Genomic DNA, 11,216 nt, shown 5'->3' on the forward strand with positions numbered 1-11,216 from the left:
CGTTACACGCTGGACAAAATCGAAGCCGCCGCCGTGGTGAAAGGCGTCGGTTTCGGCGACAGGGCGCTGCGTTTCGAAGCCGACGATGGCGAGTCCCGCATCGCATTGTTGAACCCCGAGGGTGCCGAGTGGCTGAAAAACTTCGTCATGTCGGCGCTGGCCGAAGCGCCGGAGCGGGAATACGGACTGGGGCCGGGTGATTGGTAAAATAGGGCACTTTTCCCGGCCCTGGCGCGGGGCGAATAGCGCGCGCGGGGCTCAAGTCTTGAAATGTGAATTTCTGCGCAGCGGGGGATAACCCGGCCTGACGCGCACGGGGATAGGGTCCGGTCTTGAATCGTGAATTTCTGTAATCCGACCCCCTCTTGTCTCCGCCCGAAACCCGCAGGCACCCGAATTGCCCCCCCCTTGGGGGACCTCAGCCCTTCGGCGGGAACGGATCGTTGCCGTAGGAATCGCGCTCCCGAATGCGCCCGTTGCGACCGTGGATGAGGAGCTCCGTCTCCTGGTTTCGGGCCACCTCCCGGCCACGTTCGATGGCCTCCTGCTGGGTGGGGTGGAGGGACGTGGCGCGCTGGCTGCCGGCGCCGCGGACAGCCCATCCTTCGTCATGGGGAACTACGTGCTGGTTGCGTTTACTCATCGTTGCCTCTCAATTTCAAAAGGGTTGCACCACGGGACAGCGTCAGCAGTGTTGCCTTGACGATGGCCGATCAGTGGTTTACATATTGTACATAATAATCTTTTTTGTAAACTGCAAGCTCAAAGGTAGCCAATGTTTGGAGATCGTCTGAAGCTGGCCCGAAAAAAGGCCCGTTACTCGTTGCGAGCGCTCTCTGAAGCGCTGGACAACGAAGTGACCGCCCAGGCCATCGGCAAGTACGAGCGCGGCGAGATGATGCCGAGCTCGGGCGTGCTGATGCATATGGCCAGGATCCTCGGGGTGACGCTGGATTTCCTGCTTAGCGATCAGGTGGAGGAGCTCGAGGGCCTCGAATTCCGCAAGCTTTCGGGCACCCGCGCCAAAGAACGGGCGGGCGTCGAGGCCGAGGTCATCGACCACCTGCAGCGCTACCTCGCCATCGAGGAAATCCTCGATCTCGAGAGCAGCGCCTGGAGGGCACCCCGCTTAGGCAACCGCTTTCTCGGGCAGGAAGGTGACGGTGAAATCCTGGCCCAGAATCTGCGCCGGGAATGGAAGCTCGGGATCGATCCCATCCCCAACATGACCTCGCTGCTGGAAGACCGGGGCATCAAGGTCCTGGTCATTGCGCTGCCGGGCCGCGTTTCAGGCCTCACTTGCCTGGTTCGCCGGCCGGGGCACGACACCTTGGTGCCGGCAATCGTGGTCAATGAGCACGTCACTCTTGAGCGACGGCGGCTGACGCTGGCGCACGAATTGGCACACCGGTTGATCGATGAGTCCTCGCCGGTCGACCAGGAAAAGGCATGCCACGTCTTTGCCGGAGCTTTTCTGGTGCCCAGGGAGCATTTGGTGCAGGAGATTGGCGAACGGCGAAAGGCACTGGGTTATCGCGAGCTGATTCAGCTCAAGCGCATGTACCGGATCAGCGGGGCGGCACTTCTGGTACGCCTCAAACAGGTCGGCGTGATCGACGGCTCGACACTCACTTATGCCTTCCAGACCTACGCCCGCCGCTGGCGGTCGGACGAGCCCGAACCGCTGGAGGGAGCGGACGACCGGGGAAAGCGCGAAAACCCGCAACGCTTCGAAAGGCTTTGCTTCCGGGCGCTGGCCGAGGGGCTGGTGTCGCCCGGCAAGACAAGCGAGCTTTTGCGCCAGCCTTTGGCGGTAATCGAAAAAGGAATAAAGGGACCAGCCGCAGGCGATGCGCATCGTGGTCAGTGACACGAGCTGCATGATCGACCTGCGCAAGGCCGGTCTTCTCGAGGCAGCGCTCGGGCTCCCCTACACCTTCGTCATGCCCGACACGCTCTTTGAAGACGAGTGGCTCAGCCTGAACGATGCGGAAAAGAGGCCGTTACTCGATCTCGGGCTGGAGGTGCACGGTCTACCAGGGCCATCAGTCGAACGCGCGGCATGGCATTTCAATCAGCACCGCAGACTCAAGCTCAACGACTGCTTTGCGCTCACGCTGGCCGAAGAGATCGAGGGCTGCATCCTGCTGACAGGCGACGGATTCTTGCGCCGGATAGCAGAAGGCTGTGGGATCGAAGTTCGGGGTGTGCTCTGGGTAACGGACGAGTTGGAGGCTCATGGAGTGGTGCCACTTTCGTTGCTGCACCAAGCGCTCCAGCTCTTTCACGAAGACGAGTTGGTCTATCTGCCGGAAAGAGAAGTGCGCCGGCGCATCAGGCGGCTGGCGCGGCGTATCTAGGCTAATTGCACCGGGGGTAGTGCGGCCTGGGCCCCGTCCGCGGCCCCCCCCTCCCGCGAAGCGCCCCAACGCTGGTCGCCCGGCCTGACGCGAGGGACGGCGCCGGAAAAGGCTATGCCAAGCTGGCGGAACATGGGAACCTCGCCGGCCGGACGCAGCTGATCGGGATCGTACCGCATGACCCCCTTTGAACGCATCAAAGCCGTTTGCCGCGGTGAGCTCCCGGACCGGGTGCCGTTCGTCTTGCTGCTGCGCGAGTTCGCCCTGAAACACGCTGGCGTGCGGTTCGTAGAGGCCTACAGCGACCCCGACGCCTACGTCCGGGCGCAAGTAAAGGTGCTGCAGGATTTCCGCCTGGATGCGGTTTGCGATCTTTTCGTAACCCCCGCCGTCGACGAGGCGCTGGGGGCGAAAATCGTCTTTCCCGACGACGATCCGCCGTGGATCCCCGAGCCCAGCGTGGCGACGACCGGGGACCTGGGAAAATTCGCCAAACTGGATCCCCTTTCACACGGGCGCATGCCCTACCTTTTGGACATCGTTTCGAGGCTGAAGCGTGAAGTGGGGCCCGACATCCCGGTCCTGGCCTGGCCCTCGGTGCCCTTCCGCACGGCCTGTATGCTGATGGGCAGCCAGGAACTCTATCGCGGCTTCTATAAGAAACCCGAATTCGTGCACGACCTGATCGAGGCCTGCTATGAGCCTTGTCTGGCCTACGGCAAGGCGCTCTTGGACGCCGGGGCCGACATCATCTTCACCTCGAACCCGACGGCCAGCACCGGCTGCATCTCGCGCCAGCACTACGAAGAATACGCCCACGCCACGACCCGGGACATGCACCTGGCGCTCAAAGCCTATGGCGCCGAGACCATCATCTTCCACCCCTGCGGCACCTGGCACGACCGCCTCGACCTGCTGGCCGAAATCGGGGCCGACGTGCTGCACTTCGACAAGGTCGACATCGCAGCCTTCAAGTCCCAATACGCCGATAAATGCGTCTACATGGGTAACGTCAGCACGGTGGACACGCTGCTGAGCGGCACGCTGGCTGCGGTGGAAAACGAAACCCTAAGCTGTCTCGAGAAGGGGGCGGGCGGCGGCAGGTACATCCTGAGCGCCGATTGCATCGTGCCGCGGGATACGGACCCGGCGCATTTGAGCGCCATGGCCGATGTGGTCGAGCATTACGGCACATATGGTTGATATGAAATAATTCCATATCGTCAACCGCAAGAAGGACATGATCGTCTTCGGCGGCGTCAAGGCGCCCAGGCGGATCGAGTTCGTTGCGGAGTCGCCGCGAAGCGCCGCCGGCAACGTGCCGAAGCGGCAGTTTCGCGAGCGCTTCCGGGAAGGCCGCGAGCGGCGGGTCACCGCGTGGGGTCACACACGCATGGGGTCACAAGCCTTGGGCATTGCCTTGGGCGGCTCCCGAAAAACGCGCTGCGTCCTTGGGCATTCCAACAGAACTTGAAATGCCCTAATAGGGGAAGTCGACGCCCAGCGCGGCCACTTTCTCCTTCACGCTTTTGAACATGTCGAGATACCAGGTCATGGGCTGGGCGCTGCGGACGTCGTAGCATTCCTGGAAGGGTTTGCCCTTGGGCGCATCGGCGATGCGGTCCTCGTACTGAGACAGCAGCTCGAGGACGATGGCGTTGGCCTGGGCCCGGGTCATCGCCTGTCCGGCCACGGCATGGCCCACTTCGCAGGCCAGGCGGGCCTCGAGCGGCGTGGCGTAGTTGCGGTACTTGTTGCGGGCCACCGCCGTCTCCCACAAGTCGCCGCCCGAAACGGTGCTCGCCAAGCCATGTGCGGCGGCCTCGTAGAGCACCATTTCGGTGCCCGAGCCGGCATTGAGAAAGCCGTTGGAGGTGGTCAGGATGCGGCTGTTTCGGCTCACCGCCTGATGCGTCACGCTGACCACCCAGAGCATCTCGCGTCCGCTGTTGGAGGTGTGGTGCAGGTGGAAGGGGAAGCTTTGCTGAAAATGGGCCTGGTAGATGGTCAGCCCGACCAGGTGGTAGGCCGTCTCCAGAATCGCCGTGCCCTCGGCCCGGCCGGCATAGCCGCCATAGATGGCGCCGCTCAAACAGCCGATGAAGCAGCCGAATTGGTTACAGTGGGCGATCTTGTTCAAGAGCTCGTTGTCGATGTTGAGCTCGCTAAGCACGCCGATCAGCCGGGCATCGCTCTGGCGCACCCCCCATTCGTCGTTGCTCACCGCGATCTGCCCCGCATCGGTGAGCGCCGTGCCCACGGCTACCAGACAGAGACCCGGCCGGCCCACCAACTTGGCCGCCTGGCGCAGGCTCATGGCGTGTTCGACCACGCCCGCCATCTCGGTCGGGCTGCCGGCCTTGATCTTGCGGCCCATGCTCTCCTCCAGGATCGGCGCACAGACACTGTCGGCCAAAGGCTCCTGGAGATAGGCCATGGACATGGGCAGGAAGATCTCCTCGTCGCAGGTGATGTCGCCGCTGAAGATGCAAAAGGGCGGCCTGGTATCCTCCGGCCCGCGATGGCGCCACCAGCGGGCCTCCTTGCCCGCCCCCACCAGGTATTGCCCGGGGGCATGGTAGAGCGCCTCCCGGAGCTCGGCATCGTCGAGCAGAATGCGGCGGTGGCTGTCGACATTGAGCACGCCCACCTCGAGAAAGAGCTCGGTCGCTGCCTGCCAGACGCGGTCGGCCAGGTCGTCGTCGGCGGGTACGGGGGAATCCGGATCGAATTTGATTTCGTATTTCTTAATCAGTTCCTTGATCTTGGGCATGAATATCTTGACGTTGAAGTCTTCGACTTCGCAAAACGGGCCGGTATTCGCCCGCTCCATGATTTCCCACATTTTATACATGCTAGGACGCCCTCTCCGTCATCACGCGTTCGAGGATTTCGACGCTCGAGGCGGCGTTCTCTCCCCAGCTGTCGGCGCCGCATTCCGCCACCCAATCCTGCGTCACCGGAGCCCCACCGAGGATCACGTGGTAGTCGTCGCGCACACTCTTGGCCTTGAGGATCTCGATGATTTCCTGCTGGGCCGGCATGGTCGTCGACATCAGCGAGGAGGCGCCGATGATGTCGGCACCGACCTCCTGGGCCTTTTTGACGAAGTCCAAGGCGTTGACGTTGAAGCCCAAATCGTGCACCTCGAAACCCTGGGCCCGCAGCAGCCGGACCACGATCTCCTTGCCGATGACGTGCACGTCGCCGGCCACGGTGCCGACCACCATGGTGCCCTTCTTCTCGATGGCCTGGGCCGATTTCTCGATCTCCGGCTGCAATTCCGCCATCGCCGCTTTCATGGCCTCGGCGGCCATCACCATTTCGGGCAGAAAAATTTCCATGCGCGCGAACTGATCGCCGATCTCGCGCATGCCGGCGGTCATGGCGGCGATGATCTCGTCGATCGCCAGCCCGGCCCGCAACGCTTCGTTGGCGGCGGCGGCGGCGTCTCCCTCCTCGCCACTAATTACAGCATCGATCAATGACTTCAACGCGGTCATTTTATTGCCTCTCCTGTTTCCCCTGTTCCGCCTGTTCCGCTCTGTTCGGCTCTGTTCGGCTCTGTGGCTCCAATCTGGCAACTCAAGCCCGACGCTTTCCGGTAAATCGGCAAGGCAAAGTATTGCCAAGCGGCCGCCATAACACAACGAGCGATAAGATCCCGCCGCGCTCAGTCCGCCAGGAATTCGCCCAGGGCAGCGTTCGTCGCCTGCATCTCGAAGTCCTGGCCGATGCTGATGCGCAGACAATCCTCGTAGTCGGGCTGGTTGAACCTGCGGGCGATGATGCCGCGCGACAACAGGAAGCGGTTGGCGGCCTCGGCCGAACGGGCCCCGCTATCGGGGAAGCGCATGAGCACGAAGTTGGTTTGACTGGGATAGACGAAAAGGCCGAGATCCTCGAGCTGGCCCGAGAAGCGGGCGCGCCAGGTAAGGTTGTGTTGGCGCGCCCGGGCGGTGAATTCGCTGTCCTCCAGGGCGGCGATGCCGCCGGCCACGGCGGCGTTGCTCAGCGGGAAGGTAAGCCCCAGCCGGCCCAGCACCGCGACCACTTCGGGGGGGCCGAAAAGCCAGCCCAGGCGCAGACCGGCAAGCCCGTAGATTTTCGAAAAGGTGCGAAGGACGACGACGTTGTTGGCGCTGGCGGCCAGCGCCATGCCGTCCTCGTAGTCCGGGTCCGAGACATAATCGGTGTAGGCGCCGTCGATGGCCAACACGGTGTGGTCGGGCAGCCCGGCGTGCAGGCGGCGCAACTCGGCCCCCGAGATCCAGGCGCCGGTCGGGTTGTCGGGGTTGGCCAGCAGAACGATTCGCGTGCGTTCCGTAAGGCATGACAGCACGGCGTCGACGTCGACCCGGAAGTCCCGATCCGGCGCCGCCACCGGCGCCGCCCCGGCCATACGGGCGTAGATCGGGAACTTGCCGTAGCAATGCGCGCTGTGGACAAGCTCGTCGCCCGGGCCGGCGTAGGCGTGCACCAGCCGGGTCAGCAGCTCGTCCGAGCCGGGGCCGACGACCAGCCGCGAAAGCTCGCGGCCGCTGTGCTCGGCGAGGGCCTGCATGAAATCGCCGAGAACCACCTCCGGATAGCGGTGAAGGTCGTCGAGCATGGCCCTGATGGCAGCCACCGCCTTGGGGCTGGGGCCAAAGGCGCCCTCGTTCGAGGCCAGCATGATGACCCGTTCGAAGCCCTCGGGCTGGGGCAGGTTGGCCATGTGGTAAGGCAGGTCGTCGCCGCCGTAGCGTGCAATGGGGCCGCTCATGCGCTGGGTGCCTCCTGCTCTGGAGCGTCGGCGGGCAAGGCCGCTCGGGCCCACCCGTCCGGCCGCCATGGTAAAGCGATTCAGGTCTGTCGGAAATCGCCGAGTGCCGCGCCGCCCGAGCACGCCAATGTGATGAGCATCCTTTCCGCTGAGGCCCGATAATGATCTGAGGGGGCCACGAGATTCTTAAGAATCGTGGTTCGCACCACCAGCTCGCGCGTTCGAGATACGAGTTTCGGAAGCCCCGCTCCGGGGGTCGGTTTTTTTGCCGCCTGAAATCGGCGGCTGGTCAAGGCTGGCGCCTTCGCGGTCCGCGGCGATGGCGGCAAACCTGTGAAGCTGCTTGCCGAGGCGAAAACTGAGCACGCCGGAGCAGGGCTTGTTCGGCTCGACGCCTTCCTCGGCCTTGGCAACTTCAAGGGCGTGACGCCAGGGCCGGCCGCCTCAGGTCACACCTCCCCAGCTTGCTCCGGCGCCGGGCCGTCGGCCGTTTGCGCCCCAAAGTCCTGGGCCGGCGGAAAGCCCTGGAGCTCGACCGGCGGCACCACGTCGGCGAAGTCGGAAACGCGCCGCATGATGTCGGGCAGCGGCCTCTCACCCAAGGGGCAGAAGGCGACACAGGCGATCTTGCAGATCCGGTTGTCGTTGCCTTCGATGGCCAGGTAATCGTTCGTGGTGTAGTCCTCGTGGCCCAGGTCCGAGGGATAGCGTTGCTTGAAACCGGCCCGCAGGGTCTCGAAGTCCATCCCCCGGCGGCCGGCATCGGCATAGCATCTGAGGTGGCTGACGCGGCCTCCCCGGCTTATGGCCTCGGTCGGGCAGACCTCCATGCAGATGCGGCAGCTGGGCGGGCAGGGGTCGCCTTGGAGCAACGGGCTTTCCTTCAAGGTCGCCGCGGTCAACAGGCCGCCCAGGCGGATGCGGGTGCCAAAGTGCGGGTGGCTGACTAGGCCGTTTTTCGCCTTGCGGCCGAGGCCGGCCAGGACGGCTGCGCGTTTCATGCTGAACATGCCGTAGGCCGGGGCGATGATCGAGGCGTCTGAGTCGGCCCTGTGGTCGTAGCGCGAGCCGATGTTGTAGCCCATGGGCACCGAGCGCTGGCCGTGGCACTCGAGCCATTGCGCCAGGCCGAAGGTGATCTCGTTCAGCCGGCGGTTGGGGAAAACATAGCCGAAGTTTCCCTGCACGCCGGTATTCTTGACGGGCGTCGTAGTGGTGTCCAAGACACCGTCGAGCAGCCGGATCGCCACCATAACGACGCTTTGGCTCGAAGGCATGAGCTCCGTCGGCAGTTGCCCGCTATGGGGATAGACCGGCACGGCCTGGCTGTCGAAGGGCGGGGGATCGGCCCAGCGGGCGACGGCTGCCACGGCCACGTCGTCGGCGCCCAGCTCCCGCGCTTTTTGCTTCAAGGCGTCCGTCAGATCGGCGCCGGCTGAATCCGTTGGTGTCTCGTCCATGGCTGGCTCCTTGTGGTCGGGGAAGCAAAGAAAGGCGCCTCAGCGAAACGACTTCCAGTAGGTGTCCTTGACCGCGATGCGGCCGTTGACGACGGTATAGAGGTCGACCACACGGTTCCGGAAAGTCTGGCCGTTTTCGTCTATCCCGGAAATTTCGAAGGTCTGCAGGACGCCGTCGCCAGCCGGGACTTCGCGCAGGTTTTCGACCCGCAGCTGGCGCCAGTTCGCCTTGCGCCAGGCGATCTCTTCCAGGATGGCATCGAGGCCGATGAGCGAGCGGCCCAAAGGCTCGTCGGCGCCGCGGGCGCCCTGATGCAGGTGCCAGACGACGTCCTCGGCCAGGCACTCGGCTAGCGCCTCGCGGTCGGCCTTGAAGAAGGCCCGCCCGAACTGCTGCATCAGCTCGATCAACTCGGTTTCCGGCATCATTTGCAACACCTTTCGACCACCTTGGATTGGCTCGATAATATCCCGCTTCCTCATGGCATATCTCCTGCCGGGCGGCAAAGCCCCCAACTCCGACCGCTCTCTTGGTGGCGCTTGCAAAGCCCGGGTGGCCGGCCCAAGATAATTCGAGGGAAATCGAAGCGGCAAGCGAGGCGGGGCATGGTCGATCAAGCGGCAACGGCAGCCGATTTGCGGGCGGTGGACCAGCTCGAGGTCCTGGTCCTGGTCGACAACCAGAGCGATTTCCTGTCCACGGTTCCCGAGTTCGTGAGACCTGAGTTGCCCGGCCTGATGCAGGCCGGCTTGAGCGAGATTTCCGGCGAAGGCCTGTGTTGCGCGCCATGGGGATTTTCCTTGGTGGTGACGGCCCGTCTGGGGGATGAATCCCACACGGTGCTTTTCGATGCCGGGCCGGAAGACTACGCCGTCGAGCGTAACGGCGCCCGGCTGGGGCTCGACTTCGGCGCCATCGGGGCCATCGTGCTCTCGCACGGGCATTTCGACCACGCCGGCGGCTTGCTGGCGGCCGTCGACGGTATCTTTGCCGCCAACGGCGGGCAGGCCGTGCCGCTGCACGTCAATTCCGGCATGTTCGAAACCCGGGGGGTGCGCCTGGCCGACGGCACCATCGTGCCCTTCAAGGACATCCCGGACGCCGGGGAACTGGTGGACCATGGTGCCGAGATGGTCAATTCCGAGAGCCCCCGGTTGTTGCTCGACGACAGCTTCTTCCTGAGCGGCGACATCCCCCGACGGACACCTTACGAAGTTGGCCTGCCCTCCCATCTCAGCCGCTCGGGCGAGGGCGGCGGGTGGCAGTCCGACCCCTGGATCAGGGACGAGCGCTTCCTTGCCGTCAGGCTGCGCGACAAGGGCGTGGTGGTGTTCACCGCCTGCACCCACGCCGGCATCGTCAATGTGCTGAGCGCGGCTCGCGAGCTGTTCGCGCCCGAGCCCCTGCACGCGGTGATGGGCGGATTTCATCTTTCGGGCGCCGACTGCGAAGCGATCATCCCCGAGACCGTGGCCGACATCGGCGGCTTCGGCCTGGAGCGCATCGTTACCGGCCACTGCACCGGCTGGCGCGCCGTCCACGCCTTGATAGAGGCTTTCGGCCCGGACGTCGTGGTGCCGACCGCGGTCGGTCGGCTGCATGCTTTTTGAGGTTGTTTCGGGGCGGGGCGGAATTCACCTTTCATGACCTGACCCCAAGCCCGCGAGAAGCTGCCGGGTGGTAAAGTTGAGGGCCGCGTGACAGCGAGTTAGGATGAACGGCTAGCATGCAGGAAAGCGCGCCGGAGCCCGTGAGCACCAGCTGGCAGCCCTCGGTGGCGCTGCTGAAACTGCGGGCCGACCACCAAGCCAGCGTGCCCGCGCTGGGGGCCGAGCGGGCCATTCATTACACCGAGTTCTACAAGGCCAACAGGATATCGTCGCCGGCCCTGCGCAAAGCCCGGGCGCTGGCCGACCACCTGGCCCGCAGATCGATCCGCATCCACCCAGGCGAAGTCATCGTCGGCAGCCACACGGAACACCGCATCGGGGCCATCTGCTTTGCCGAACTGGCCGGGGTGGCCATGCTGGAGGACATCTTTCGCTTCCCCTCGCGCCGCACCGATCCCCTGCACATCGACCCTGCCGCCAGGCGCAAGCTGTTGTTTTCGGTGATACCCTATTGGCTGTCGAAAAACCTGGCGGCCCAGGCCTTTCCCTTACTGAAGCGCCTGGCCTACTTCCGCGACCAGCTGGCGGGCAAGCGCTTCATCATTACCGAAGCCGGTGGCGTCGCCCATTTCCTGCCCAATTATGCCGACCTGATCGGCCAGGGGACCGAGGGCTTGCGGACCCGCATCGCCAAGGTCATGAACCGGCAGCCCGCCTGGCCGAAAGAAAACCGCGACCAGCTCGAGGCCAACCTGATAGCCCTGGAAGCGCTCGAGGCCTTTGCCGACAGATACCGGAAACTGGCAGCCGAGCTTGGCCGCCAGGACATCGTCGAGGTTCTGGACGTGGTGCCGAGAAAACCCGCGGCCACCTTGCGCCAGGCCTTGCAGATGATCTGGCTGTTTCAGATGATCATCCAGATCGAATCCCTCGATCAGGGCATCAGCCTGGGCCGGCTGGATCAGTACCTTTATCCGCTCTACAAAAAAGAGGTGTCGGACGACAGCTTCGATGCCGATG

At 64.1% G+C, this 11,216-nt stretch carries 13 protein-coding genes; 7 read left to right on the top strand and 6 right to left on the bottom strand.

Annotation, left to right across the window (positions count from 1 at the left end; all coding sequences use genetic code 11):
- A partial coding sequence (locus QGG75_10165) for a hypothetical protein (GenBank protein ID MDP6067597.1) occupies positions 1–207 on the top strand: 207 nt, incomplete at its 5' end.
- A gap of 211 nt (positions 208–418) precedes the next feature.
- Here QGG75_10165 and QGG75_10170 read toward each other — a convergent pair.
- Positions 419–643, bottom strand: a complete 225-nt coding sequence (locus tag QGG75_10170; protein ID MDP6067598.1) for a DUF2188 domain-containing protein — start codon at positions 641–643, stop codon at positions 419–421.
- A 132-nt stretch (positions 644–775) separates the two neighbouring features.
- Here QGG75_10170 and QGG75_10175 point away from each other — a divergent pair, with 132 nt between their 5' ends.
- The 4 genes from QGG75_10175 (at position 776) to QGG75_10190 (ending at position 3,834) form a co-directional block, all read left to right on the top strand.
- The gene (locus tag QGG75_10175; protein MDP6067599.1) at positions 776–1,870 is read left to right on the top strand and encodes an XRE family transcriptional regulator; all 1,095 of its coding nucleotides are present in this window, start codon (positions 776–778) and stop codon (positions 1,868–1,870) included.
- A 10-nt stretch (positions 1,871–1,880) separates the two neighbouring features.
- Positions 1,881–2,360, top strand: a complete 480-nt coding sequence (locus QGG75_10180) for a type II toxin-antitoxin system VapC family toxin (protein ID MDP6067600.1) — start codon at positions 1,881–1,883, stop codon at positions 2,358–2,360.
- Positions 2,361–2,537: 177 nt separating this feature from the next.
- Positions 2,538–3,563 (top strand): uroporphyrinogen decarboxylase family protein, encoded by a 1,026-nt coding sequence (locus tag QGG75_10185; GenBank protein MDP6067601.1) that lies wholly within the window; start codon positions 2,538–2,540, stop codon positions 3,561–3,563.
- A 37-nt stretch (positions 3,564–3,600) separates the two neighbouring features.
- The gene (locus QGG75_10190; GenBank protein MDP6067602.1) at positions 3,601–3,834 is read left to right on the top strand and encodes a hypothetical protein; all 234 of its coding nucleotides are present in this window, start codon (positions 3,601–3,603) and stop codon (positions 3,832–3,834) included.
- A gap of 6 nt (positions 3,835–3,840) precedes the next feature.
- On the opposite strand, the gene QGG75_10195 is transcribed toward QGG75_10190, so the two are convergent.
- From QGG75_10195 to QGG75_10215, 5 genes are all read right to left on the bottom strand, one after another.
- Positions 3,841–5,193, bottom strand: coding sequence for a monomethylamine:corrinoid methyltransferase (locus tag QGG75_10195; protein MDP6067603.1), 1,353 nt, complete (start codon positions 5,191–5,193; stop codon positions 3,841–3,843).
- Between the two features lie 22 nt (positions 5,194–5,215).
- A complete protein-coding gene (locus QGG75_10200) occupies positions 5,216–5,863 on the bottom strand; it encodes a cobalamin-dependent protein (GenBank protein MDP6067604.1) in 648 nt (215 codons plus the stop codon).
- Positions 5,864–6,033: 170 nt separating this feature from the next.
- Positions 6,034–7,125, bottom strand: coding sequence for a histidinol-phosphate transaminase (locus QGG75_10205; protein ID MDP6067605.1), 1,092 nt, complete (start codon positions 7,123–7,125; stop codon positions 6,034–6,036).
- A gap of 449 nt (positions 7,126–7,574) precedes the next feature.
- Complete coding sequence (locus tag QGG75_10210) at positions 7,575–8,585, bottom strand: hypothetical protein (protein ID MDP6067606.1); 1,011 nt, start codon at positions 8,583–8,585, stop codon at positions 7,575–7,577.
- Positions 8,586–8,624: 39 nt separating this feature from the next.
- On the bottom strand, positions 8,625–9,014 hold the full coding sequence (locus QGG75_10215; GenBank protein MDP6067607.1) for a nuclear transport factor 2 family protein: 390 nt from the start codon (positions 9,012–9,014) through the stop codon (positions 8,625–8,627).
- A 177-nt stretch (positions 9,015–9,191) separates the two neighbouring features.
- Between QGG75_10215 and QGG75_10220 the strand changes: the two genes are divergently transcribed.
- Complete coding sequence (locus tag QGG75_10220; protein MDP6067608.1) at positions 9,192–10,196, top strand: MBL fold metallo-hydrolase; 1,005 nt, start codon at positions 9,192–9,194, stop codon at positions 10,194–10,196.
- Positions 10,197–10,336: 140 nt separating this feature from the next.
- Positions 10,337–11,216 (top strand): pyruvate formate lyase family protein (locus QGG75_10225; protein ID MDP6067609.1); only part of this gene is annotated, 880 nt, incomplete at its 3' end.

It is taken from the genome of Alphaproteobacteria bacterium (assembly GCA_030740435.1).
GTDB lineage: Bacteria > Pseudomonadota > Alphaproteobacteria > UBA2966 > UBA2966.

Bases quoted from the DNA above. Each gene is read 5' to 3' on its own strand.
- QGG75_10170 (MDP6067598.1), bottom strand. From the start codon at position 643: ATGAGTAAACGCAACCAGCACGTAGTTCCCCATGACGAAGGATGGGCT.
- QGG75_10175 (MDP6067599.1), top strand. From the start codon at position 776: ATGTTTGGAGATCGTCTGAAGCTGGCCCGAAAAAAGGCCCGTTACTCG.
- QGG75_10180 (MDP6067600.1), top strand. From the start codon at position 1,881: ATGATCGACCTGCGCAAGGCCGGTCTTCTCGAGGCAGCGCTCGGGCTC.
- QGG75_10185 (MDP6067601.1), top strand. From the start codon at position 2,538: ATGACCCCCTTTGAACGCATCAAAGCCGTTTGCCGCGGTGAGCTCCCG.
- QGG75_10190 (MDP6067602.1), top strand. From the start codon at position 3,601: ATGATCGTCTTCGGCGGCGTCAAGGCGCCCAGGCGGATCGAGTTCGTT.
- QGG75_10195 (MDP6067603.1), bottom strand. From the start codon at position 5,193: ATGGAGCGGGCGAATACCGGCCCGTTTTGCGAAGTCGAAGACTTCAAC.
- QGG75_10200 (MDP6067604.1), bottom strand. From the start codon at position 5,863: ATGACCGCGTTGAAGTCATTGATCGATGCTGTAATTAGTGGCGAGGAG.
- QGG75_10205 (MDP6067605.1), bottom strand. From the start codon at position 7,125: ATGAGCGGCCCCATTGCACGCTACGGCGGCGACGACCTGCCTTACCAC.
- QGG75_10210 (MDP6067606.1), bottom strand. From the start codon at position 8,585: ATGGACGAGACACCAACGGATTCAGCCGGCGCCGATCTGACGGACGCC.
- QGG75_10215 (MDP6067607.1), bottom strand. From the start codon at position 9,014: ATGATGCCGGAAACCGAGTTGATCGAGCTGATGCAGCAGTTCGGGCGG.
- QGG75_10220 (MDP6067608.1), top strand. From the start codon at position 9,192: ATGGTCGATCAAGCGGCAACGGCAGCCGATTTGCGGGCGGTGGACCAG.